This is a genomic window from Allobaculum stercoricanis DSM 13633 (assembly GCF_000384195.1).
In the GTDB taxonomy this organism is placed as follows: Bacteria; Bacillota_I; Bacilli_A; order Erysipelotrichales; family Erysipelotrichaceae; genus Allobaculum; species Allobaculum stercoricanis.
In genome coordinates, this window is the sequence record NZ_KB913034.1 from 195,469 (window position 1) to 221,070 (window position 25,602).

The 25,602-nt window shown below is 38.8% G+C and carries 17 protein-coding genes; 11 read left to right on the plus strand and 6 right to left on the minus strand.

What is annotated here, in order from left to right; translation table 11 throughout:
* Window positions 1–48: 48 nt before the first annotated feature.
* Complete coding sequence (locus tag ALLST_RS0100905; RefSeq protein ID WP_019892092.1) at window positions 49–693, plus strand: CBS and ACT domain-containing protein; 645 nt, start codon at window positions 49–51, stop codon at window positions 691–693.
* Between the two features lie 353 nt (window positions 694–1,046).
* Window positions 1,047–2,312: a cation:proton antiporter gene (locus tag ALLST_RS0100910; protein WP_019892095.1), complete on the plus strand. Its 1,266-nt coding sequence runs from the start codon at window positions 1,047–1,049 to the stop codon at window positions 2,310–2,312.
* A 90-nt stretch (window positions 2,313–2,402) separates the two neighbouring features.
* Here ALLST_RS0100910 and ALLST_RS0100915 read toward each other — a convergent pair whose 3' ends face one another.
* From ALLST_RS0100915 to ALLST_RS0100930, 4 genes are all read right to left on the minus strand, one after another.
* Entirely contained in the window at window positions 2,403–3,098 is a 696-nt protein-coding gene (locus ALLST_RS0100915; protein WP_019892096.1) for a TIGR00266 family protein, read from the minus strand.
* A 15-nt stretch (window positions 3,099–3,113) separates the two neighbouring features.
* A complete protein-coding gene (locus tag ALLST_RS0100920; protein ID WP_019892097.1) occupies window positions 3,114–3,785 on the minus strand; it encodes a TIGR00266 family protein in 672 nt (223 codons plus the stop codon).
* Window positions 3,786–4,011: 226 nt separating this feature from the next.
* A complete protein-coding gene (locus ALLST_RS0100925; RefSeq protein WP_019892098.1) occupies window positions 4,012–5,229 on the minus strand; it encodes an L-serine ammonia-lyase, iron-sulfur-dependent, subunit alpha in 1,218 nt (405 codons plus the stop codon).
* Between the two features lie 5 nt (window positions 5,230–5,234).
* A complete protein-coding gene (locus tag ALLST_RS0100930) occupies window positions 5,235–5,942 on the minus strand; it encodes a hypothetical protein (protein WP_019892099.1) in 708 nt (235 codons plus the stop codon).
* A 216-nt stretch (window positions 5,943–6,158) separates the two neighbouring features.
* Between ALLST_RS0100930 and ALLST_RS0100935 the strand changes: the two genes are divergently transcribed.
* The 3 genes from ALLST_RS0100935 (at window position 6,159) to rpoC (ending at window position 15,391) form a co-directional block, all read left to right on the plus strand.
* Window positions 6,159–6,689 carry a hypothetical protein gene (locus tag ALLST_RS0100935; protein WP_019892100.1) on the plus strand — a complete coding sequence of 177 codons (531 nt, stop codon included), beginning with the start codon at window positions 6,159–6,161 and terminating at the stop codon, window positions 6,687–6,689.
* A 555-nt stretch (window positions 6,690–7,244) separates the two neighbouring features.
* Entirely contained in the window at window positions 7,245–11,456 is a 4,212-nt protein-coding gene (gene rpoB / locus ALLST_RS0100940; protein ID WP_019892101.1) for a DNA-directed RNA polymerase subunit beta, read from the plus strand.
* Between the two features lie 5 nt (window positions 11,457–11,461).
* Complete coding sequence (gene rpoC / locus ALLST_RS0100945) at window positions 11,462–15,391, plus strand: DNA-directed RNA polymerase subunit beta' (RefSeq protein ID WP_019892102.1); 3,930 nt, start codon at window positions 11,462–11,464, stop codon at window positions 15,389–15,391.
* 197 nt (window positions 15,392–15,588) lie between these two features.
* Here rpoC and ALLST_RS0100950 read toward each other — a convergent pair whose 3' ends face one another.
* Window positions 15,589–15,933, minus strand: coding sequence for a hypothetical protein (locus tag ALLST_RS0100950; protein WP_019892103.1), 345 nt, complete (start codon window positions 15,931–15,933; stop codon window positions 15,589–15,591).
* Between the two features lie 252 nt (window positions 15,934–16,185).
* Window positions 16,186–17,193 carry an aspartate--ammonia ligase gene (asnA, locus tag ALLST_RS0100955; RefSeq protein ID WP_019892104.1) on the minus strand — a complete coding sequence of 336 codons (1,008 nt, stop codon included), beginning with the start codon at window positions 17,191–17,193 and terminating at the stop codon, window positions 16,186–16,188.
* Between the two features lie 361 nt (window positions 17,194–17,554).
* Here asnA and ALLST_RS0100960 point away from each other — a divergent pair, with 361 nt between their 5' ends.
* From ALLST_RS0100960 to ilvN, 6 genes are all read left to right on the plus strand, one after another.
* Entirely contained in the window at window positions 17,555–18,931 is a 1,377-nt protein-coding gene (locus ALLST_RS0100960) for an MATE family efflux transporter (protein WP_019892105.1), read from the plus strand.
* A 228-nt stretch (window positions 18,932–19,159) separates the two neighbouring features.
* Window positions 19,160–20,224 carry a branched-chain amino acid aminotransferase gene (locus ALLST_RS0100965; protein WP_019892106.1) on the plus strand — a complete coding sequence of 355 codons (1,065 nt, stop codon included), beginning with the start codon at window positions 19,160–19,162 and terminating at the stop codon, window positions 20,222–20,224.
* Between the two features lie 184 nt (window positions 20,225–20,408).
* Window positions 20,409–20,627, plus strand: coding sequence for a hypothetical protein (locus ALLST_RS0100970; RefSeq protein ID WP_019892107.1), 219 nt, complete (start codon window positions 20,409–20,411; stop codon window positions 20,625–20,627).
* Between the two features lie 305 nt (window positions 20,628–20,932).
* Window positions 20,933–22,906, plus strand: coding sequence for an LTA synthase family protein (locus ALLST_RS10890; RefSeq protein ID WP_019892109.1), 1,974 nt, complete (start codon window positions 20,933–20,935; stop codon window positions 22,904–22,906).
* Between the two features lie 451 nt (window positions 22,907–23,357).
* On the plus strand, window positions 23,358–25,040 hold the full coding sequence (ilvB, locus tag ALLST_RS0100980; RefSeq protein WP_019892110.1) for a biosynthetic-type acetolactate synthase large subunit: 1,683 nt from the start codon (window positions 23,358–23,360) through the stop codon (window positions 25,038–25,040).
* Window positions 25,040–25,591: an acetolactate synthase small subunit gene (gene ilvN / locus ALLST_RS0100985; protein WP_019892111.1), complete on the plus strand. Its 552-nt coding sequence runs from the start codon at window positions 25,040–25,042 to the stop codon at window positions 25,589–25,591. The genes ilvB and ilvN overlap by 1 nt, the downstream gene beginning before the upstream one ends.
* The last annotated feature ends 11 nt before the right edge of the window (window positions 25,592–25,602 follow it).

A 25,602-nucleotide genomic window follows, 5' to 3' on the forward strand; every position in this document is an offset into this window, starting at 1 on the left:
ATAAACGACCATGTTCATTCATCATTAAAATGGTCTTAAGGAGCTAATATGTTTCGTGTTATTGATTTTATGACGCAAAATCCAGTTACCGTCGCTCCCGACGAAAAGATTTCTGCAGTCATCGATTTAATGAAATATAACAAGATCCATCGTACACCAGTTGTGGATAGCAATGATGAACTTGTTGGCTTAATTACAGAAGGCATGATTGCTTCTAGTAATTCAGCAACAAGTTTGAGTATTTATGAACTGAATTATTTGTTATCGAAGACAAACGTGCGTACGGTGATGATCAAACATCCAATTTCGGTGAACGAAAATGCACTCATGGAAGAAGCAGCGGAAAAATTGTTAAAACATGACATTGGATGCTTACCAGTCGTAAACGATCAAAATAAAGTTACTGGAATTTTGACGCAAAATGATATCTTCAAAGCCTTTTTAGATATGCTTGCTTGGAAAAAGAGCGGTTCTCGTATCGTATTAGGTGTTCCGGAAGGTGTCGGGATTCTAGAAAAAGTCATGGGCTTATTCGCAAGTGAAAATGTTTCGATTAACTCACTATCCGTCTATGATTTAAATGAGACAGACGCCCAAATTTTAATCAAAACAAAAGGTGTTGTTGATCCAAAACGGATTAATGAAATTTTTGAACCAGCAGGCTTTAAAGTATTAAGTATTGAAGAACTTTAAAAAATTTAAATGAAGTGAAGTCAAATGATGAAACTTGGCTTCACTTTTTTATTACCAAAAAAGATTCATTACAAATCAGATTATTACAATATTCCATAACAAAGAGATTTAAAAACAACCGATTTGAATGGGGATTGAACCCGTAGAAAGTGGAATGCGTTTACATTGTTGGGCATTATCTGACTAAATTTAAATGATAGAAAAGGAATTTGAAATTTCTAAAAAAAAGATAAAGATTTGAATTGTATTTTTAAAAGAACGCGCTAGAATCTCGTGAGTATTAAGAAAAAGATGCTTTTGTATTTCAGAGAAAGAGGAAAAAGAAGTTATCTGATTTCTTAGGAGGAAATGTTTTGGAATTTGCTTTAGGCATTGGAACAGCAATTGTTGCTGGTCTTTTAATGACGCGTTTAGGCAATAAATTGAACTTGCCAGACGTAACTGCATATTTGATTGCAGGTTTAATTCTTGGCCCTTGCTGCTTAGGATTATTAAAAATTCCTGGACTTGGCTTTCATACGTTTGAAGATGTTGAAATCCTCAGTCCATTCAATGATGTTGCGCTCGGATTTATCGCATTTGCGATCGGTAGCGAATTTAGAATTACTCAATTAAGAAAAACAGGTCATGCAGCGGTGATTATTGGTGTTTTACAAGCAGTCATCACAACATTACTTGTGGATCTTGTTTTATTTGGTGTTCATCTTATTTTCCCAGAAGTTATCACAGTTGCGGATGCTTTGATTTTAGGGGCAATTGCTGCGGCAACGGCGCCAGCTGCAACTTTGATGGTTGTCCGTCAGTATAAAGCTAAAGGAGATGTCACTTCTACTTTATTACCAGTTGTTGCCTTAGACGATGCAGTAGGATTAATTCTATTTGCATTAAGCTATGGTATCGCGACAAACTTAAGTTCTGGCGGAACGAGTGATGTAGTTACATTATTTGGTGGGCCTATTTTGGAAATCGTGTTCTCCATTGGTATTGGTGCTTTAATCGGATGGGTATTAACGCATGTCGCAAGAATTTTCCATTCCAACCGTAACCGTATTTCTTTAATTGTAGGTTTCATCATTTTAGGTGTAACAATTTCATCTATGGAATTTAACGTATTCGGAATTGAATTCGAATTATCTTCCTTATTAGTGAATATGATGCTCGGTACTGTATTCTGCAACTGCTGCAAACACAGTGAAGATTTAATGGATCGTGCTGACCGTTGGTCTGCTCCATTATTAACATTATTCTTCGTATTAAGTGGTGCAGAATTGAACATCTTCACATTCGGAAACATTCCAGTATTACTCATTGGTTTGATCTACATCACAACTCGTTGTGTCGGAAAATACATTGGTGCCGCAATTTCTTCTAAAATTGCCCATTCTCCTGCCATGGTTCAAAAATGGCTGGGAATCACATTGTTCCCACAAGCTGGTGTTGCTTTAGGTATGGCAGCAACAGTTGCAGCACGTATGGGTGCTGAAGGTGCTTTAATTCGTAACATCGTCTTATTAGGTGTTATGGTTTACGAATTATTAGGACCATCTTTAACAAAATATGCTTTAACAAAAGCAGGCGAAATCAAACCTAAAAACCAAAGACAAGCAATTGCTGAATAATCGCAATCTGCCATTTAAAACTGCCGGAGCAATCTGACAGTTTTTATTTTGGGACATAAAGAAAAAGGAGTCGATTTGACTCCTTTTGTTTTAGCTATTAGAAGGAAGGAAAGGACTAACGGCATCAGCTAAGCTGTGAATATTTCTAGTTTGAATTAGAACTGTGCCATTGCCATGGAATTCATTGACGAAGCCTTCTCCCGTTTTAAAACCAAATTCTCCGGATGCTACATGAATGTTGTATTGCAAAGAAGCATCCCAAGCGACAACGTGCTCATTATCGACGGTGATCGGTTTTTCTGGCGTAACATTAATCGCTAAAAGATCACCAAATGCAGAAACGAAAATATCTCCTGTACCTTGCGTTTCCATGACAAATAAACCACCAGTACCACCAAATAAAGCGCGTTCTAATCCTTGTGATTTCATGACATATTCAACACTTTGATCACAAGCAAGAAAAGCACCAGTATTGATGCGATATTGACGATTAGGACTTACTTTTAGGCATTGGATTTTTCCTGGAGTACTTGGAGCAATTCCAATAAAACTATCATCACTTAAACCGATTGCATGGGTGATAAAAAAGCTTTCGCCACTTGTTATACTGCGTCCAAGCGCACCGAGCATGCCACCAATTCCAGATTTGTTGGAATTCATTTTACCTTCCATTGCAACATTGGATAAGTACGCCATACAACCGCGTTCGATTTTAATACTTTCTTGGTTTTTAAGTTGGATATGTAACATTGGGCAATCTGAATCGCCTAAGATTTTATAATTCATAAATTTCTCCTTTGATTATATTGCACTAGCTAAGCTGTGAATATTTCTGGTTTGAATTAGAACTGTGCCATTGCCATGGAATTCATTGACGAAGCCTTCTCCCGTTTTAAAACCAAATTCACCGGATGCTACATGAATGTTGTATTGCAAAGAAGCATCCCAAGCGACAACGTGTTCATTATCGACGGTGATCGGTTTTTCTGGCGTAACATTAATCGCTAAAAGATCGCCAAAAGCGGATACGAAAATATCTCCTGTACCTTGCGTTTCCATGACAAATAAACCACCAGTACCACCAAATAAAGCGCGTTCTAATCCTTGTGATTTCATGGCATATTCAACATTTTGATCACAAGCAAGAAAAGCACCAGTATTGATGCGATATTGACGACCAGCACCGACTTGAAGACATTGAATTTTTCCTGGAGTACTTGGAGCAATTCCAATAAAACTATCATCACTTGAACCGGTCGCATAAGTGATAAAAAAGCTTTCGCCACTTGTCATACTGCGTCCAAGTGCACCGAGCATGCCACCAATTCCGGATTTGTTGGAATTCATTTTGCCTTCCATTGCAACATTGGATAAGTACGCCATACAACCGCGTTCGATTTTAATACTTTCTTGGTTTTTAAGTTGGATATGTAACACGGGACAATCTGAATCACCTAAGATTTTATAATTCATATCGTGCTCCTTTTTCATTTGAAAATGAAAGGGTTTCTTTGAGTTTATATTAAAGTAAGTTGTCGGATAAAACAATTGAATTGAGGCCGAAATTACAGGGGTAAATTGCCTTGAATCGGCGAGAAAAGGGATGTTTCAAAAGAGCTAAAGAGAAGGGCTTTTTTAAATCAGTTCTCATTGTTTCAACCAAAAAAAGGCAAGGAGTAGACCCTTGCCTTTCGTATGTTTATTTATTGTTTTCTTTTTCCATGACTACGGCAGCTAAACCGTCTAATGAAGTTTCTTTGAGCTCCATAGGCAATTTTTTACCCGTCAGGTTCATCGTTTTGACAACCATGTCAAAGGAAACACGGTTTTTCTTCACGTTTCGCAAATATTTTGCAAGACGAGCGGCATCAACGGCGCGTGTTGTCGCAACTGCATTTCGTTCGATGCAAGGAATCATGACGTAACCCATAACTGGGTCACAAGTTAAACCTAAATGGTGTTCTAACCCAATTTCGGCAGCACATTCGATTTGTTCGTTACTCATCCGATCGCAACATGCGCAAAAAGCAGCACCCATTGCACAAGCAGCACCGACTTCGGCTTGGCAACCAGCTTTTGCCCCAGAAATAGTCGCATTTTCTTGGATTAAGTTTCCGATAAGGCCGGCAACTTTTAAGCCATTAAAGATGACTTTTTTAGGGATCTTTTTATCGATGGAATAATGGTAAACCAAAGAAGGTAATACCCCACTAGAACCCATCGTTGGAGCAGTGACAACAGTACCGCCAGAGGCGTTTTGTTCACTTGCAGCATACGCATAGCTTTGTAAAAGTAAAGCATCGCGATCGGCCTCGTTATGACAAGTATTGGCAGATTCATATAGAGCGTAAGCTACACGATCCAAATTTAATTTGCCGGGTAAACGACCTGTTTTGGATAAACCTTTTTTAACTGAGTCGATCATCGCTTTATAAATTTTTGCTAAGTAGACATCAATGTCTTTGCCTTCTACTTCACTAACGTATTCATCATAAGTTAAATAGTTTTCACGACAATATTGATCGATCGCATCCATTGTTGTGTGCGGATAAATATCAACCGCACTTTGTGGAGGTTGGCCATCGATCATGAGTTTACCACCACCGATGGAAACATAAGTTTTTGTGATCACAGAGCCATCAGGATTAAAGGCTTTGATGATCATTGTATTCGGGTGGTCTTGAGGTGTTTTATAATCGAATATAATTTCAACGAATTTACCTTTCAGCGTCTTTTTTAAGATCGCATCCGTTAAGTGGCCTTTACCCGTTAAAGCAAGAGAACCATAAAGCGTAATTTCAAAACTTTTTGCTTCTGGGGCACTGGCTAAAATGTCTTGTGCAGCTCGCATTGGGCCAAAAGTGTGCGAGCTAGAAGGTCCGGGACCTATTTTAAAAAGTTCACGTATTGTTTGCATATAGATTATCCTTCATACCAAGTTGTTAAATCAGCGGGGAAATGGATGTTAACAGGCTCATCAACTTGAATTGGGTCAAGCGAAAGCGATAAATCGATAGGAGAGGTGGAGTTACCAATTTCTAAACCACCTTTAACTTCTAAATTGATCGATTGAAATTGCTCGTTGACAATTTTCGTTTTGATCACAGCACGCTCAATATTTGCGGCACCATAATCATCGATGAGTTTTTCCATCATTACCGGACGAATCGTATAAGTGTAAACATTTTCTTCATCCTCTTTGGTAATCGATTCAAAGATCGCATCCCGTTCCTTGCGATTGAGATTTAAAAATGGATTAGGGAGATGGAAATCTGAAGAATCTTCAATGCCAATGTTGGCAGCTAAAGATTGTGATTTCGTGCCAAAGAAATTCAAGTATGTCTTGCCATCGCAAATATAGAATTCGATTTGTTGATCTTCAGGTAAATCGGTCGTAATCGCAACTTCGACAGGCGATTGATTGAATGCGATATATAAATCTGAACTGAGATCAGACAAGCGAATTGTTCCGTTGACCGATAATGTTTCCGCTTCGCACAAATGGTTATACGAGGAGAAAAATAAATCTGTTAACGCACTGTGATTGCTGTTGGCTTGGCATCCAGTAAACATCAAAGCACTGGATAAAATAACAGTACTCTTGATGAAATGATTTTTGACCAAATTCATAATCCACTCCTTTTTTGAATGCAATTGTCTATGATTTGCGTATTCATATTCATTATAGAAGATAATTTGTCTATTCGCTTAATCTTCGCAGGCTTTCTGATGATAAACAAGATAAAATGAGCATATCGATTCAAGCTTAAATTAAAGTGAATGACTTTGTTTTCGGTAAGCGAACGAAAGAAAGTATTACGTGAACAAAACAAGGAGGAAAATAGAATGATTTTATTGTATGGAGGAAATAAAGACACCTATGTCGCAATCGCCAAACAATTTTTAAAAGATAGAACGATTCGTCATGTCAATGATTCGATGTTGAACTATACAATAGGACAGCTCATTGACCCGAATTCGGATTTAGAGTTCTTTGCGTCGCCCACGCAAATGTATGACGAAATGTTTATTTATTTTACTGAGGATGAACGAGAACAAATTATTCCGTTGTTTCATCACTTTGAACAACAAGGATTAGCGCATCCCGTTGCTGCAATAGAAACGCCAAATAATCTTAAGATGACTTTAAAAGAAGAATTAGAAGATTTATTGGCAGAAGAGCAATATTTCAAAAAGAGAAATCGTCTCGTTGAATTTTTGGAAAATGTAAACTCGAAGCGTCTTGAGCAAGATGGACAATATCGTGAGTTTGTCATGCTTGTGTTCAGCTTGCTTCAACAAGAACAACTTCCAGAAAAAGTAGTCGATGAAATGATTCAGATCATGGATGATCTAAACTCTAATGAGCAAGCGTAAAGAAAGTTAGAAGATTCAATATGGCTAGAGATTAAAACAGATGAAGATTGTCTCATCTGTTTTTTCTTTTGCTCAAAAAAAGGGGAGATAATTTGAAAAGTAAGGAAAAGGGGATACAAAAAAACATAGAATACGCCATGATGAGCATAAAGAGCAAATCAATAGCGTTTTCAATAAATTTGAACTGTTATTTTGTAGAAGTAGATGTAAAATAAAATATGTATTGGGTCTTCAATTCAAGAGATGAATCGAGCAATTCATAATCTAGAGTTGAAGACCTTTCTTTACTTTATGAATGGGCAATTTTAAAAGTGAATGAGCAGCCAAATGGATAAAAATAAGGGCGAAACCCAAGAAAATCAGAAGTTTAAGTGAAATCGGAATAATATGGTTTTAAGATTTGTCAAGAAAAATAGACAAATTCGCACTTTTAAGCGTAAATTTTCTTAAAAAATATCAGAATGGTTGCGCAAGTTGACCCTAAATCATATTATAGTAAATTGCATAATAGCCGAAAAATGGCTATTGTTCAATTTTGAAGAAAGGATCGTGCGCATGGAAGGAAATAGACCATACCAAATCGTTCCGAAAGGAAAAAAAGCGTTTAGACGGGACTATTCCAAGGTCTCCGGTAAATTGGAGCTTCCGAATCTAGTAGAGATTCAAACAAATTCCTATGACTGGTTTGTCAAAAAAGGAATTGAGGAAGTCTTTCAAGAGATCTTCCCTATCGAAAGCTTTAACAAGAATATTAAATTGAATTACAAAGGGTACCACTTCGCAACAACAAAAGCCAAAGATAAAAATGGCAATCAAAGTGAAGGTGGACCTAAATACACAGCTGAAGAATGCATGGAGAAGGAGTGCAACTATTCTGCGCCTCTTTATGTTGACATGGAGCTGGAAATTGTCAATGAAAACGGAGAAGTACTTCGTAAAGAAGACACCGTGTTCTTAGGCGAACTTCCGCTGATGACAGAAACTGGTACTTTTATTATCAATGGAGCTGAACGTGTAATCGTCTCTCAGATTGTTCGTTCTCCAGGAGCTTATTTCTCTGAAAGCTTCGATAATAAGACCGGTCGGCAAAATTATGCATGTGAGTTGATCCCAAGCCGAGGCACATGGCTTGAGTTCATGACCGAACAGAAGAAAAACACAAATGGTCGCGCGATTAACGTATCAATCGATCGTCGCCGTAAAGTCCTCTCTTCGATCTTCTTTAAAGCATTGGGAATGTCTTTCTCTTTAGAAAAAGGAGAAGATACATTCAATACTGAACCTTTAGAAACATTCTTAAAGGCAATGGGTAAAGAACCTCATGATGTGCCAATCGATGAAGGTAAACGTGAATACATGGATCAGTATCTGATGTTATTCAACGCCTTCTTCGGAAAATCTGAAGATATTGAAAACACACTGTTAGCTGACAAAGTTAAAACGACAGAAGAAGCATTGCTTTCTTTCTATGAAAACCAACGTTCCGATGAAATCCCAACATTAGACGGATCCATCACGTTGATGCAGGCTAAATTCTTCGATCCACGTCGTTATGATTTAACTAAAGCTGGACGTTATAAATTAGGCAAAAAATTAAATGTTTATGCTCGTTTAATGAACAACACATTAGCTCACGACATTATCGGTGCAAATGGTGAAGTGTTCATGCCAGCAGGAACACATGTAACACGCCAAGAAAGAATTGAACTTCAAAAGGAACTTTCTAAAGGTGTATACATGAATCCATATCCATTCAAACCAGAATTCCATGAAGCAGATATCGTGACAATTCCTACTTCTTACCAAACAGGATTAGTAGGCCGTATCTTAGCGGATGAAGTGGTTGTTGATGGAGAAGTTTTCGAATTGGGTCAAGTTTTAACTACTCAAGACGTAAACGTGCTCGCACAAGCTGAACAAGAAATCAAAGTTTATGCTGGATTGGTTGCAAAACCAGTTTTATTAACAGAAGAAAACTTTGATGCAGTCATGAACTATGGTCAACGTTTATACACATTAGCTCGTTTGACAAAAGCAAACGGCGCTGATTTAAGAAACGAAGATTTCGATACAATTGCTGCTCGTTATGAAATCGGTGTTTCCCCAGAACGCTTAGATTCCGCAACTTTATTCGATCTGAAGTCTCGTATGGCTCAAGGCGAAGTTTATGCATGGTTAGTCGGAGCTGCTGTTCAGGAAATCGATGTTCTTGATCAAAACGGTAACGTTTGCCACATTACTGGTAACGATCCATTTGCGAACATGCATACAGTGACAATTTCTGACATTTATGCATTCTTTGCTTATTCGCTAAACGTTATGGAAGGCGTTGGCGATACAGATGATATCGATATGTTAGGTAACCGTCGTATTCGTTCTGTAGGTGAACTGATTCAAAACCAATTCCGTATCGGTTTAAGCCGTATGGAACGTGTGGTTAAAGAAAGAATGTCCATCCAAGAAACTGATACGATCAACCCTAAAAAATTAACAAATATCCGTCCTTTAACTGCTGCAATTAAAGAGTTCTTCTCTTCTTCTCAGTTGTCACAGTTCATGGACCAACAAAACCCACTTGCTGAATTGACAAACAAACGTCGTATTTCTGCATTAGGTCCAGGTGGTTTAACAAGAGACCGTGCGGGCTTCGAAGTTCGTGACGTTCACTCTTCTCACTACGGAAGAATCTGTCCAATCGAAACACCTGAAGGACCAAACATCGGTTTGATTTCAAACTTAACAACTTACGCAAAAATCAACGAATATGGATTTATCCAAACTCCATATCGTCGTGTAAACCCAGACGGAACAGTTTCTGAAGAAGCGATCTACTTATCTGCTGATGAAGAAAGTGATTATGTTATCGCACAGGCCAACGAAGTTCGTGATGGTCGTTTAATCAACGATCGTGTCGTTGCTCGTAAAAACGGGGATACAGTAATCGCAGATAAATCTGAAGTAGAATTAGCCGACGTATCGCCAAAACAGATCGTCTCTGTAGCGACAGCTTGTATTCCATTCTTGGAAAACGATGACGCTTCTCGTGCCTTAATGGGTGCCAACATGCAACGTCAGGCTGTACCTCTTTTAAATCCACATTCTCCATTCGTTGGAACAGGTATCGAATATAAGATTGCTCGTGACTCCGGTGTCGGAATTGTTGCAAAAGAAGACGGAACAATTACTTACGTTGACTCTTTACGTATTATCAACACAGATAAAGACGGTAAAGAACATACTTATCACTTACGTAAATTCTCTCGTTCCAATGCGTCTACATGCATCAACCAAAAACCAATCGTTAAAGTTGGTGAAGAAGTTGAAGCTGGCGATATCCTTGCCGATGGACCATCTATGCAAAATGGGGAATTAGCGTTAGGACAAAACGTAACAATCGCCTACATGACTTGGTATGGTTACAACTATGAAGATGCCATCATCATGTCAGAACGTATGGTTAGCGATGACGTTTATACTTCTATTCACTTAGAGGAATACGACATCGACTGCCGTGATACAAAACTCGGGCCTGAAGAAATCACTCGTGATATTCCAAACGTAAGTGAAAGTGCATTACGTAAATTGGACGCAAACGGTGTCATCTTAAAAGGTTCTGAAGTTCACGAAAACGATATCCTTGTTGGTAAAGTTACACCAAAAGGACAATCTGAAGTTTCTCCAGAAGAAAAACTGTTGTTAGCAATCTTCGGTGAAAAATCACGTGAAGTTCGTGATAACTCCTTGAAAGTACCTCATGGTGGTGCTGGTATTGTTCATTCCACAAAAGTATTCAAACGTGGCGATGGATCTGACCTTCCACCTGGAGTAAATACTCGCGTTAAAGTTTATATTGCGCAAAAACGTAAAATTTCTGAAGGTGACAAAATGTCCGGTCGTCACGGTAACAAAGGTGTCATCTCCAAGATTCTGCCATTAGAAGATATGCCATTCATGCAAGATGGACGTCCAATCGACATCATCTTGAACCCATTCGGGGTACCTTCTCGTATGAACATCGGACAGATTCTGGAAATTCACTTAGGCTATGCAGCGAAAAAGTTGAATCAGAAATTCGCAACGCCAGTATTCGATGGTTTATCCAACGAAGACTTGGCAGATGTTATGAAAGAAGCACAAATGACATTTGATGGAAAACAAGTTCTTTACGATGGTCAAACAGGTCTGCCATTCGATGAACGTATTTCTGTCGGTGTAATGTACATGATCAAACTTGCTCACATGGTTGACGACAAATTGCACGCTCGTGCAACTGGACCATACTCCACAATTACGCAACAGCCATTAGGTGGTAAAGCGCAAAACGGTGGTCAGAGATTTGGGGAAATGGAAGTTTGGGCACTTGAAGCATATGGTGCATCTCATACTCTTCAAGAAATCCTCACAATCAAATCTGACGATATCCAAGGTCGTATTGAAACTTATGAAGCAATTACGAAAGGTAAAGATATTCCAGAACCAGGAATTCCAGAATCCTTCCGCGTATTGATCAACGAGTTACAAGGTTTAGCAATTGATGTCACTTTATTAGATGACAACAACAACCCAGTATCTTTAAACTTCTCTACGAAAAACGATGCGCCAGCTCGTGAAGATTTAAATGGTCTTGAAGCAAACGATCAAGAACCAGTTTTAGAAAATGATCTTGATGCAGAGGATATTGCAGATGGATTCGACATGCTCGATGAGTTTGACGAAGCTGCAGTGAATCTCGATCAGCTAGACGAACAAGAATTGGAGGATGAATAAATCGAATGTCAGTCAATAATTTCTCCTCAATTCAGGTTAAATTAGCTTCTCCGGAAACCATTGAAAAATGGTCTTACGGGGAAGTCCTCAAACCTGAAACGATCAACTACCGTTCACAGAAAGCTGAACGTGATGGTTTATTCTGCGAACGCATTTTCGGTCCAACAAAAGACTACGAATGTGCTTGTGGAAAATATAAAAAAATTAAACATTTCAATGGTGTGAAATGTGAACGTTGCGGTGTTGAAATCACGAAGAGTTCTGTTCGCCGTGAACGTATGGGTCACATCCACCTTGCTGCTCCAGTTGCACATATTTGGTACTTACGTGGTATTCCATCTCGTATGGCATTACTGCTTGACTTAACACCAAAGCAATTGGAAGAAGTTGTATACTTTGTAAGCTATGTTGTTACAGATCCAATGGAATCTGGATTGGCTTACAAACAGATTCTTTCTGAACGTGAATTCCGTGAAAACCAGGCTACTTATGGTCCTCTTGGATTTAAAGCAAAAACTGGTGCTGAAGCAGTGTTAGAACTGTTACAGAACGTGAATTTAGATGAAGAATATGCAGCAGTAGAAGAACAATTGGAAAAAGCAACTGGTGAAAAACGTAAGAAAATGATCAAACGTTTGGACACAATCAATGCGTTCCGCCATTCCGACAACAAGCCAGAATGGATGATTCTTCAAAATATTCCAGTTATACCACCAGATTTACGACCAATGTTACAGTTGGATGGTGGACGTTTTGCGACAAGTGATTTGAACGACTTATACCGTCGTGTTATCACACGTAATAACCGTTTGAAAAAACTGTTAGATCTTGGTACTCCAAACATCATCGTTCAAAACGAAAAACGTATGTTACAGGAAGCTGTTGATGCCTTGATCGACAATGGACGTCGTTCCAAACCAATCACTGGTGCTGGTGGACGTGCATTAAAATCACTGTCTCACTCCTTAAAAGGTAAACAAGGACGTTTCCGTCAGAACTTGTTAGGTAAACGTGTTGACTTCTCTGGACGTTCCGTAATCGCGGTTGGACCAGATTTAAAGATGTATCAATGCGGTATTCCACGTGAAATGGCAATCAACTTATTCAAACCATTCGTAATTAACGAAATGGTGAATTCGGAAGTTGTCACAAATGCAAAACAAGCCGAAAAAATGATTGAAGCCCGTGATGAAAAAATCTGGCCAATCGTTGAAAAAGTAATCGAAGGATATCCTGTATTACTGAACCGTGCCCCTACACTGCACCGTTTAGGTATTCAGGCGTTCATTCCAAAATTAGTTGAAGGACGTGCAATGCGTCTGCACCCACTTGTATGTACAGCGTTCAACGCCGACTTCGATGGTGACCAGATGGCGATTCACGTACCATTATCTGAAGAAGCTCGTGCCGAAGCATTAGTTATGATGTTAGGTAGCCATAACATCCTCGGTCCAAAAGACGGTAAACCTATCGTTACTCCTGGTCAGGACATGGTTATGGGTAACTTCTATTTGACAATGGAAGAAACTAAAGAAGAACTGCTTGAAGAAGCTGAACGTTACCGTCAAGCTGGCGTTGAAAAAGAAGCCAAAACTTGGGAACGTTATGCGAATGCGGAAGGTACAGTATATGCCAATATCGATGAAGTTATGTTGGCTTACAAAACTGGATTAGTGCACTTACACTCTCGTATCGCATTACCAGTATCCGGATTAAACAAAGAATCAATTGGACCAGAACATGCTGATGATTTACTGGCAACAACTGTTGGTAAAATCATTTTCAACGGAATGTTCCCAAGTGATTTCCCATACTTAAACGAAGTGTCTAAAGAAAACTTCGAAAAAACACCAGACCGTTACTTCATTCAACCAGGTACTGATGTTAAAAAATTCATTGCCCAACTGCCTACAGTTGATGCGGTGAAGAAAAAAGACTTAGGTAAAGTCATTGCCGAAGTATTTAAACGATACAAAGTTGATGATGTTGCTGAAATCTTAGACGAAATCAAATCCCTCGGATTTAAATATTCCACAGTTGCCGGAATTACCGTTGCACTGTCCGACATCGAAGTTGCCCCTAACAAAGAAATGCATATCGAAGAAGGTCGTGAAAAAGCGGATCAATTGAAACATTTACAACAAAAAGGTCTGCTCACGATGGAAGAATGGGAACGTCACCTCAATAAATTATGGGCTGATGTTAAAGATGACATCGTTGAAGAATTGATGGCAAACTTACCACGTAAAAACCCAATCAACATGATGGCGACTTCTGGAGCCCGTGGTAATACGTCCAACTTTACTCAGTTAGCCGGAATGCGTGGTCTGATGGCTCGTCCGGCAAAAGGTAAATCTCGTGCTGGTGAATATGTACCATCCATCATCGAGGTTCCTATCTACTCTTGCTTCCGTGAAGGTCTGAACGTATCCGAGTTCTTTATTTCCACGCACGGTGTGCGTAAAGGGTTAACCGATACAGCCTTAAAAACTGCTGAATCTGGTTACTTAACTCGTCGTTTAGTTGACGTTGCGCAAGATGTCATCATTAAAGAAGACGATTGCGGAACAGATAAAGGTTTCTGGGTTGAAGATCTTGTTGATCGTAAAACAAACACAGTAATCGAAGGATTATATGACCGCCTTGTTGGACGTTATTCCAAACAAGATGTTCTGAATCCAACAACAGGTGAATTGATTATCGAATCTGATACTTACATGACAGAAGCGATTGCGAAACAAATCGTTGATGCTGGTGTAACAGGCTTATATATTCGTTCACCATTTACATGCAAATCCACAAACGGAATTTGCGTAAAATGTTACGGTAAAAACATGGCAACAGGTAAGGTTGTCGAAGTGGGTGAAGCTGTTGGTACAATGGCTGCGCAATCCATTGGTGAACCTGGTACTCAGCTGACCATGCGTACGTTCCATACCGGTGGGGTAGCCGGTGGTGACGGTGGGGATATCACTCAAGGTCTTCCTCGTGTCGAAGAACTTTTCGAAGCACGTCATCCAAAAGGTGTTGCGGTTATCGCACAAATCACTGGTGAAATTGTTTCAATCAAACGTATTGATGGAACAATGCGCCAAGAAGTTATTATTAAAAACGAAACAGAATCTGTTTCTCACAAAATCAATGCCAACCAGACTCTGCGCCCATGGGTTGCTGTAGGTCAGGAAATTGAAGCGGGTCAACCATTAACTGAAGGTCCATTGGATCCAAAAGAATTGCTTGCTGTTGCTGGTGTTAACCAAGTACAAAACTACATTCTTAAAGAAGTTAAAAAGGTTTACCAATCTCAAGGTATCGAAATTTCCGATAAACACTTGGAAGTTATGATTCGTCAGATGATGAAAAAAGTAATCATCACTGATCCAGGAGACACAGATCTAAATGTTGGTGTACAACTTTCCCTCAACAACATTACGCAAATCAACCGTAATGCATTATTGAACGGAAAAACACCAGCTACATTCCAACCAATTCTGTTGGGTATTTCTAAATCTTCCGTTGAAACGGATTCCTTCCTTTCCGCTGCGTCCTTCCAGGAAACAACGAAAGTACTTACTGATGCAACAATTAAAGGTAAAGTGGATCACCTCATTGGTCTGAAAGAAAACGTTATTATCGGTAAATTAATTCCAGCAGGTACTGGATGCAAAGGCGATCGTCAACAAAACGAAGAAGTTCGTCGTATGGCTGAACGTTTACGTGCAAAACGTCGTTCCCGTCAGATCGAACAGCATCATGACACAAGCTTTGAACAGTTTGCGAATGTTGCCTCCACTGGTTCTACAACACCAGATATTCTGATGCCAGAAACAGTTGAAGATCAGTCTGTTCTCGAAAATGATTCTATCTTAAATGATCCAGAACGTTTCGCTGAACAATTAGAACACTTAGATTCTTTGAAAGATTCTAAACGCTAGTATCTACCCATTTATCAATCAACAAGGAGCTCTTCATATTGAGGGCTCCTTTTGTCTTTGTATGAAATGCGATTTTAATAAAACAAAAAAGACGATTATGTGCTTAACATAAAGCAATAATCGTCTTTTTAATCTGTTTGATGAGTGGAAAGCTTTTGCGGTGTTTATTTATGTTTCTGAATAGGGAAAAGTCTTTTTTAAAAATTTGGATCCACAGGAGCATTTAGTCCGGCTTCTAAATATTTCTTTTCTAATTCAGGCATATTTTCGAGGATTTCGATTTGTTCAGAAGTTAAATTTTCGCCATTTTGAAGGAAAATTTCTGCAAAACCGGATCTTTCTTTGTTTGCATCTTCTTGTGCTGCTGGCGGGGTATCTACGATTTCTTTTTGCTTTTCGGCGGAATTATCATGATTCTGTTGGAAATTTTCTGCAGATACGGAATTATGGTTTGTTTTCAACTTAGAGAACACAATACTCATAGCAGAAACACTCAGGATCACAGCAGCTGATCCCATTAAAATAGCATTTCGTTTTTTCATAATATCTCCTTTCTAGAGTAGTAAAACCTTCTCTATAAACAGTTTAACAATCTTTTGTGAAAAAAACGCTGTGGTTTATTTTAGATGAAATGATGTTTATGCATGGGACTAATTTACAGATGCAAAGATCTTAGAGGTATAGGTGGAATATTTTGAATCATTCAACAAAAAAGATTCTCTATCATAAGAGTAGAAAGACTCAAATGTAAAGAGAATCTGTTTGTTTGAATTTGATGTGAATATAAGTACTGGCTATAGCAGTTGAATGTTTGCTTCTTTACAAGCTTTACGCATATCCTCTGGCCATAAAGAAGCTTGAACTTCACCAACATGCGCTTTTTTCAACAACAACATACATAGACGAGATTGTCCAATCCCGCCACCAATGGTGTAAGGTAATTCACAATTTAAAATTTTCTTGTGGAAAGGCAATTGTTCACGATCAGTTGCATGTTCTTTGACGAGCTGTTCATGGAGACTGTTTTCATCGACACGAATGCCCATACTCGAAATTTCCATTGCAGCTTGCAGTGGTTCGTACCAGAACAAGATATCTCCATTGAGTTTCCAGTCATCATAGTCAGGGGAACGACCATCATGCTTTTCGCCATTGCTTAAACGATCACCGATCTGCATGACAAAGACTGCGCCATATTTTTTACAAGCGGCGTTTTCTCGTTCTTTCGCTGTTAAATCAGGGTATTCATCTAACAATTGTTGAGAAGTCAAAAAAGTGATGCTTTCTGGAAGCTTGTTGACTGCTTGTGGGTATTTGTACCAAACTTCGTGTTCCATGTGTTTGATTACTTTGAAAATCTGTTCAACATGGGCTTTGAGTGTTTCGATCGTTCTCTCTTCTTTTGTGATGACTTTTTCCCAGTCCCATTGATCCACATAAGAGGAGTGAATGTTATCGAGCTCTTCATCTTTGCGGATGGCGTTCATGTTGGTATATAAACCTTCACCAGGTTTAAATCCGTATTCGCCTAATGCGTTACGTTTCCATTTTGCCAGAGAGTGAACAACTTCAATTTGTTCATCGCCAATAGATGCCATCGTAAAATGAACAGGAGTTTCGGTTCCGTTTAAGTTATCGTTTAAACCGGAAGATTTTGTAACGTATAAAGGCGCAGAAATACGTTCTAAGTGCATTTCTTTTCCAAATTCATGTTGGAATGTATCACGGATATATTTAATCGCTTGTTGTGTCTCACGAATTGTTAAGACAGGATCATAGTTTTTTGGAATCGTTAATTTCATAAGACTACCTCCTTCTGAAAGTAATGTAAATCTTGAAAAATACTGAAAGAGTATACCACAAGATTAAGGTAAGAGCCTTCCTTTGTGTTCATTGTTTAGATACTTACTTGAAAAATGTCTGTTTTTGTAAAGTTCAAGCAGGCGAAATCGAAACGGTGTAATTCAAGATTGGAAATGGGATCTATCCAATGCATGACAATAAATAAAAATAAAAGTAAATCAAATATATTTATCTTTTTGACTAAAAAATGGTGGAATCCGGACAAGATTTATCGTTTTGTCAAAAGAGAATTTATTTTAAATTTAAATGGAATTAAGATGAGAAGTCGAATAAGAGAGAAAAAGGGGAGGAGAATAGAGCATGGAAATGAAGCTTCGCAATACGGATGTCACGTTGATGACAAAAGGTCCCATTGCTAAACAAATGATCGCATTTGCGATTCCAATATTTTTAGGACAATTATTTCAACAGTTGTATAACACGGTAGACACACTCATTGTAGGAAACGTTCTTGGAGCACACGCTTTAGCAGCGGTAGCCTCTTCGGGGAATTTAATTCTACTTTTGGTTGGCTTTTTCAACGGTGTTTCAATGGGGGCATCTGTTGTTATTTCGCAATGTTTTGGAGCGGGTCAACATAATAAATTATCGAGAACGATCCATACGACAGTTGCGGCGGGTATTTTGATTTCAATTGTCCTTGCTGTATTAGGACGATGGTTATCACCATTGATTTTAGTTTGGATGGATACACCGGCAGAAGTTTTAAGTTTGAGTAATGAATATTTCGAAATTTACTTCACAGGAATTGCCGGCTTAGTTCTTTACAATATGTTGTCGGGTATTTTAAGAGCGGTTGGGGACTCTCGTCATCCACTTTATTATTTGATTGTTTCTTCTGTTTTAAATGTGGTGCTCGACTTATATTTTATTTCGGTATTAAATTGGGGAGTTGCCGGAGCTGCAATCGCTACAGTAATCGCCCAAGCTTTTTCAGCACTTTTGGCGTTTTGGACTTTGTTACGAGTAGACGGAAGTCATCGAATTGAATTGAAAAAGATTCGCTTTTATGGGGATGAATTAAAAGAAATCATTCGTTTTGGGATTCCTACAGGTGTACAAAACTCCATTATTTCGTTGGCAAACGTCATCGTTCAATCCAATATTAACCAATTTGGTTCTTTAGCAATGGCCGGTTGTGGAGCTTATTCCAAACTTGAAGGATTTGCATTCTTGCCCATTATGTCGTTTAGTTTAGCCATTTCGACATTCGTTGGACAAAACCTAGGGGCACGAGAAATAGATCGAGCACAAAAAGGAGCACGCTTTGGCGTATGGTGTTGTGTATTGATGGCGGAATTGATCGGAATTATTTTCTTTATCTTTGCGCCACAACTCACTGCTTGGTTTGATCGCAATCCAGATGTAATCGCATATGGTGTAGGACGAGCCCGCAACAACGCTTTGTTTTATTGCTTATTGGCTTATTCACACGCGATTAGTGCGGTATGTCGAGGTGGGGGAAAACCAGCAGTTCCAATGTATGTGATGATTATCTTCTGGTGCATTATCCGTGTTTCATTTTTGTATATCACAGCACCACTAAATAATATTCAATTTGTTTATTGGGTTTATCCATTAACGTGGTCGCTATCGTCCATTTTCTTTGCCTGGTATTATCATAAAAAGAAATGGCTGGATCCAATTCGCATGGCACTTGGACAAAAAGAAAACTAAACTCGCAATTTGTATAGAAAAACGATCGAGAATAGAAGGAAATTGAAAAACTTCTTTTCTCGATTTTTATTTTCGTTGTTTGAAACAAAAACTCCGCTTTCTTAAAAATGTAAGGTTTTCAACAGTTTTCATTGAGTTCCGTTTAAATCAGCCGTGTTTTATTGCACGAGGATATTGAAAAGTGTAAGTTAAAAAGAAAATAGAGAAAAATTCAAAGGAGTTTAAAATATGGAAATTCGTTTTGAACCTCGTCAGGTCTTGAAGAAAAAACCACAAGGACCTCTCGGATTTGGTAAATACTATACAGATTATATGTTTATGTGCGATTGGGATGCTGACCAAGGAGGTTTCCACGATGCGCGCATTATTCCTTTTGGACCGATCGAATTAGATCCAGCAACGATGGTACTACACTATGCGCAAGAAACATTTGAAGGGTTAAAGGCATATCGAACAGCTGACAATAAAATTCAATTATTCCGTCCAGAAAAGAATGCCAAACGTTTCGCTAATTCTAATGAACGTTTATCAATGCCTCAAGTTCCAGAAGAATTCTTCGTGCAAGCGATTCGGGAATTGGTTAAAGTCGAAAAAGATTGGGTCCCTCAAAATGAGGGAGAGTCACTCTATATTCGTCCGTTTATGTTTGCCTCGGAAAGCGCAGTCGGGGTGCATCCGGCTGTTTCCTATAAATTTATGATCATTCTTTCTCCAGTAGGCGCTTATTACCCACAAGGAATGGCACCAGTAAAAATCTGGGTTGAAGATGATTATATTCGTGCGGCACCAGGTGGAACTGGTTTTACAAAATGCGGTGGTAACTATGCGGGAAGTTTGAAAGCCCAAGAAAAAGCAGAAGAAAAAGGCTATACCCAAGTGTTATGGCTCGATGGCGTACACAAAAAATATGTTGAAGAAGTCGGAAGTATGAACGTCATGTTCTTAATCGACAACGAAGTTTGGACAGCGCCAATCGATGGAACGGTATTACCTGGGGTAACACGAGATTCAATTTTGCATTTGTTATCTGATTGGGGATATACAATCCGTGAAGAACATCTTGCGATTGATGATTTGATGGCGGCAGCGCAAGATGGCCGTTTACAAGAAGCTTGGGGAACTGGAACAGCTGCCGTTATTTCACCAATTGGTGAGCTGTACTATAAAGGAACAGCTACCCAAATTAACGATTTTAAAACAGGAGAATTAACTCAAAAACTGTATGACACATTGACTGGCATTCAGTGGGGAAAATTAGAAGATCCATATCATTGGACACAAGTTGTTGAATAATCATGGAGAAAGAAAGCTTGGCTGAAACCAAGCTTTTTCTTTGAGCTATAAACGGCAAATCAAAATAAAATTGTAAGCGATTGGCCATCATTAGAGGAAATTGATGGATAGAAATTAAATGTGTACTGCGAGTGAAATTGATTTGAAGTGTAGTTTGGGGTACACTTTGGACAGAGGCAAATTTATGAATCCAATTTTAAAAGAACTTACCGGAATTGAAGGTAAAAAACACATCGTTACTTCTATTGAATACGATACTCCGACTGAAAAAAGTCAGGATGTTGTCTTCGATTCTGTGCGCGACATTTTAAGTAATGGTCTAGATCATTTTTCTAAGATCACATTTGATGTAGAGCCAGATGGAAGCAAAGTAAAAGTAGAAGTTACTGAAAACAAAATGTAGAAACAAAGCGCCTGTAATCGAAACAGGCGCATTTTTTTGCCTATGAAATAGAAGATTCAACATGAAAATTCTTACGACAAACTTAGGGAACTCTTAAATTTTACAATCTTTTCACATATCCTTAAAAATCGCTTGATTCAAATAAAGTCTTTGCTAACATAAGGAACGGTATAAGAAAATTAGCCTTTTTTTATGCGCTCTTAATCTTTGTATTTTTAGCGTAAAACCGAAATGAATTGAACCTTTGAATGCAAATGCATTCGCTGTTGAAAATAGATGAAATCAAAATTGAGGAGGGGATTTACATGTGGATTTTAATTGGAACTTTGATTTATATCGTTTTCTGGTTAACTTGTATCGCGGCTTATGGAGTGCACTATTTGTCCGACACGATTCAAATTACAAGTTTTACCCAGGTCATTTATACATTAACAGCCGGAACTGAGGGGGCTGAAGGAACAATTGGTTCAGCAATCAGCGGATTTTTCCAATCGTATTGGCTCGTGTTAATTATTGGGACAGCAATTTTTGCTTATTACATTTATTTATGTATTCAAAATCAAAAAGCAAAAAAAGCCGGAATCCCTTTCTTTAAAGAAACAAAAACGCAACGTGTTTTCTATTGCTCTGTTGTCGGGGCGGCAGTCATCGTCACAAGTTTATTTGGAACGCAACTTTATCAAGGTTGGCAAGTCTTAGGGGTTGGCGATTATTTAGAAAATGTGAATCGTGAATCAACAATTTACGATGAAAACTTTATTGAACCGGATTCAGTCAATATCAAATTCCCACAAAAGAAGAAAAATTTAATTCATATCGTCATTGAATCGATGGAATCTTCCTATACTTCTCACGAAAATGGCGGTGGATATGACAACGATTTAATCCCGGGATTATATCAACTTGCTAAAGAAGGAACAGACTTTTCAGCACCAGGAACAAAAGAACTCAATGGAGCAATCGTAACCGCAAACTCCGGATGGACAGTTGCCGGTTTAGTTGCGATGAGTGCTGCTGTACCATTAAATGTTGGGAATGGTGATTTTAACCGTAACTTCAACGACAAAGATAAATTCATGCCACACTTAATTACGATGGGCGATATCCTTGAAGATCATGGATATTCCAATTATTTCATGTGTGGATCCGATGCATCCTTTGCCGGACGTCGAAACTATTATCAACAACACGGTGATTATGAAATTTTAGATCATCGTCAGGCCATGAAAGAAAAAGCAATCCCAGAAGGATATTCCGTATGGTGGGGTTTTGAAGATAAAAAACTCTTTAGTTGGGCAGAAAAGAAATTGGGTCAAATTTCGAAAAAGAATGAACCATTTAACTTTACTGTTTTAACAGCGGATACGCATTTCCCAGAAGGATATCCTTGTGATCTTTGTAAAGACGAATTTGATAGCCAATATGAAAACGTTGTTGCTTGTACTGATCGACAAGTGACTGAGTTTGTTCGTTGGATTCAAAAACAAGACTTTTATGAAGATACGACAATTGTGATTAGTGGTGACCACTATAGTATGGATGGTTCTGTCGCAAAAACGACAGGTGCAGATTATGACCGTCGTGCTTATGCAATTGTTTTAAATGGACCAGAATATACATTAAATAAAACAAGAGAATTCTGTACACTCGATTTATATCCAACCATTATGGAAGCTTTAGGCATCCAAATTGAAGGACATCGTTTAGGTTTAGGAACAAGCTTATATTCAAATGTCGATACTTTAATCGAAAAAATGGGTGAGCTTGGTTTAAATGCCGAATTAGTAGCGGATTCTAGCTACTACAACAAGGTCATTATGAGTGGTGACCAAACAGAAGTTACGGATAAAAAAGAAGATCCAAAACCAAAACCAGAAGATAAAGAACCAGAAGAACAAAAGGAACAAGAGGTTTACGAACAAGTTCAAACGAACCAAAATATTCAAGCCGCTGTTCCACCATATTATCAACCAACGGTACCTTGGCCAGATCAAGGCTATGCGCCAGTGAATCCAGAAACTCCAGCAGATCCAAATGCAGGTAGCGAAGTGCCAACAGATCCAAACGCTGGAACTGAAGTGCCAACAGATCCAAATGCGGGAACAGAACCCCCAATCGATCCAGGAGCAGGAAGTGAAGTGCCAAATCTTCCGGAAACTCCAATTGATCCAGGAGTAAATCAGGAAGTACCACCAGTGATGCCACCAACAGATCAAACTGTGCCACAAACGCCACCGGCTACACCAGAACCACCACAAGGTGAAGTTGTTCCTGAATAAATTCAATTCAAAAATAAGCCAGTAGAAATGGACTAGATTCATTTCACTGGCTTTTTTTTATAGGTGCAAGCAAGACGTGAATTAGAAATATTTTCATTTAAATGAAGTTATAAAAATAAAAAATATGCAATTCATGAAAAAAAACAAAAAATAGCAAGATTATTTAGTTCTTTGTGAATTTGAATGGTGAAAATTTTGAAGAATTATTTTGCTGTTTCGAGAACATATAGCGAATATTCTATGGCTTTTGCCAACTTGTTCATAGAAAAAAGGCAAAGAGATCTTTCGATTTGCAAACCGAGTGAAGAATATTTCACAGAAAGAAAACAATCAGAAATGTAACAAACTGCAATGATATTGAAAAATTAATGAAAAATATTCGAACATTGATTGAAGCCAAATTCTAGCTGTGATATAAGAAGCATAATCATTTTTGAAAAGGAAGATTAATATGAAAAAGAACGGTGCACAAATTATCATCGAGACACTGTTAGAACAAGATGTCGATACTGTATTTGGATATCCAGGTGGTCAAGTCCTCGATTTATATGATGCCCTCTACGAATATCGTGACCGTTTGACCCATGTATTAAGTTCTCATGAACAACATGCATGTCATGCTGCGGATGGATATTTTCGGGCTACAGGGAAAACGGGTGTTGTTATTGCGACATCTGGTCCGGGTGCGACGAACTTAGTGACGGGAATTGCAACGGCTTATCTTGATTCAGTCCCTTTAGTTGCGATTACAGGAAACGTATCGACAAGTCTAATTGGTCGAGATTCATTCCAAGAAGTCGATATTACCGGAGTCACTTTACCGGTCACAAAACACAATTTTATCGTCCATACGATAGAAGACTTAGCGCCAATTTTGCACACCGCCTTTGAAATTGCTCGATCCGGTCGTCCAGGTCCAGTTTTAGTCGATGTGCCCAAAGATATTCAACAAACAGTCATTGACTATGAGCCTTTGGGAAAAGCAAAAAAAGCTCAAGAAAAACCGGTGAATGAATATCAAATGAGCAAAGCAGTAAAAATGATCAATGAAGCGCAACGACCATTTATTTATATCGGTGGTGGATCTTTGGGGGCAGAAGTTTCTGAAGAAATTATGCAACTCGCAGATAAAATTGATGCACCAATTGGTTCGACTTTAATGGGGCTTTCTTGCATCCCGACAACATGTGAACGCTTTTTAGGAATGCAGGGAATGCATGGTCATTATGCCTCATCAATGGCCCAAAATGAATGTGACTTAATCATTTCAATTGGTTGTCGTTTCTCCGATCGGGCAACAGGAAATGTTCGTAAATATGCAAAACAAGCGAAGATTTTACAATTAGATATCGACGCAGCAGAACTGAATAAAAATATTACGGTTGATTTAGGATTGGCAGGAGACATTCATGATGCAGTGGTGCGATTGATTGATCAAGTGGATCAACAAAACCATACCGAATGGCATGAGCGGGTTGAACATTTAAAACGCCAAGAACAAATTCAACAGGATCAAATGTTGCAACCGCATCGTTTAACGCCACAGGCATTAATTAATGAAATTGCTAAATATACTGAAGAGAGTACCCCAATCGCAACCGATGTTGGACAACATCAAATGTGGGTCGCGCAATCTTATCCATTCCAAAAACCAAGAACATTCATTTCTTCTGGTGGTTTAGGAACAATGGGATTTGGTTTAGGCGCAGCGATTGGTGCGGCGTTTGGTTCGAAAAAAAGAACGATTCTCTTTACTGGTGATGGTAGCTTTGGCATGAACTTAAACGAACTAGCCACATTAAAAACAACAGGGGCACCAGTCGTGATCGTCGTCTTTAACAATGGTGTATTAGGAATGGTTCGGCAGTGGCAAACGCTGTTTTATAATCAACACTATTCCAATACTGATTTACAAGAACGCCAAAGCGATTTTGCGAAGATTGCCGAAGCGTTTGGTATACCTGGCTTTAAGATTCATACGCTAGATGAGTTGTCTGAACAAGTCGCTAAAGCAATGGCGAAGTCCGGTCCAGTCTTGATTGATGTAACGATTGACCCAGATGAATTTGTATTACCGATGCTTCCACCTGGAGGCAGCATGGATGATATTATCACCCTGCGGGAGGAAATCTGATGGAACGTTTTGAGATCGCTTGTTTAGTGGATAACTCAGCGGGTGTATTGACTCGTGTCTCTAGCTTATTTACACGTCGTGGTTTCAATATTAACTCTTTAACCGTTGGTGCAACGGAAGACCCTAACTATTCACGAATCACGATTTCCGTCAATGGAGATGAGAAAATTCGTTCGCAATGTGTCAAACAGTTAAGAAAGCTTTATAACGTCAAACACGTCAAAGAAATGATTCCCGAAGATCGAGTAAGCCGCGAACTTGCTTTGATTAAACTGAAAAACACACCGGAAACACGTCCGGAAATCGTTAGTGCAGTAGATATATTCCGCTGTAAGATTGTCGACTTCTCCCCGAATACGCTCTGTGTTGAAATTACGGGAGAGTCTTCTAAAATCGATGCCTTTTTAACGGTTGTTGCCCCTTATGGCATTTTAGAAATGAGCCGAACAGGTGTCGTTGCTTTACAAAGAGGTTGTCATTATCTCAGTGATGATGTCCCCGAAGAATCCGCTTTAATGGAAGTCAACAAAGCTGCTATCGTTTTACGATAAACAAGAGAAGC

What these genes read in the sequence shown, in the direction of transcription:
- ALLST_RS0100905 (WP_019892092.1), top strand. Translation starts at nt 49, where the DNA reads ATGTTTCGTGTTATTGATTTTATGACGCAAAATCCAGTTACCGTCGCT.
- ALLST_RS0100915 (WP_019892096.1), bottom strand. Translation starts at nt 3,098, where the DNA reads ATGAATTATAAAATCTTAGGCGATTCAGATTGCCCAATGTTACATATC.
- ALLST_RS0100920 (WP_019892097.1), bottom strand. Translation starts at nt 3,785, where the DNA reads ATGAATTATAAAATCTTAGGTGATTCAGATTGTCCCGTGTTACATATC.
- ALLST_RS0100925 (WP_019892098.1), bottom strand. Translation starts at nt 5,229, where the DNA reads ATGCAAACAATACGTGAACTTTTTAAAATAGGTCCCGGACCTTCTAGC.
- ALLST_RS0100930 (WP_019892099.1), bottom strand. Translation starts at nt 5,942, where the DNA reads ATGAATTTGGTCAAAAATCATTTCATCAAGAGTACTGTTATTTTATCC.
- ALLST_RS0100935 (WP_019892100.1), top strand. Translation starts at nt 6,159, where the DNA reads ATGATTTTATTGTATGGAGGAAATAAAGACACCTATGTCGCAATCGCC.
- rpoB (WP_019892101.1), top strand. Translation starts at nt 7,245, where the DNA reads ATGGAAGGAAATAGACCATACCAAATCGTTCCGAAAGGAAAAAAAGCG.
- rpoC (WP_019892102.1), top strand. Translation starts at nt 11,462, where the DNA reads ATGTCAGTCAATAATTTCTCCTCAATTCAGGTTAAATTAGCTTCTCCG.
- ALLST_RS0100950 (WP_019892103.1), bottom strand. Translation starts at nt 15,933, where the DNA reads ATGAAAAAACGAAATGCTATTTTAATGGGATCAGCTGCTGTGATCCTG.
- asnA (WP_019892104.1), bottom strand. Translation starts at nt 17,193, where the DNA reads ATGAAATTAACGATTCCAAAAAACTATGATCCTGTCTTAACAATTCGT.
- ALLST_RS0100960 (WP_019892105.1), top strand. Translation starts at nt 17,555, where the DNA reads ATGGAAATGAAGCTTCGCAATACGGATGTCACGTTGATGACAAAAGGT.
- ALLST_RS0100965 (WP_019892106.1), top strand. Translation starts at nt 19,160, where the DNA reads ATGGAAATTCGTTTTGAACCTCGTCAGGTCTTGAAGAAAAAACCACAA.
- ALLST_RS0100970 (WP_019892107.1), top strand. Translation starts at nt 20,409, where the DNA reads ATGAATCCAATTTTAAAAGAACTTACCGGAATTGAAGGTAAAAAACAC.
- ALLST_RS10890 (WP_019892109.1), top strand. Translation starts at nt 20,933, where the DNA reads ATGTGGATTTTAATTGGAACTTTGATTTATATCGTTTTCTGGTTAACT.
- ilvB (WP_019892110.1), top strand. Translation starts at nt 23,358, where the DNA reads ATGAAAAAGAACGGTGCACAAATTATCATCGAGACACTGTTAGAACAA.
- ilvN (WP_019892111.1), top strand. Translation starts at nt 25,040, where the DNA reads ATGGAACGTTTTGAGATCGCTTGTTTAGTGGATAACTCAGCGGGTGTA.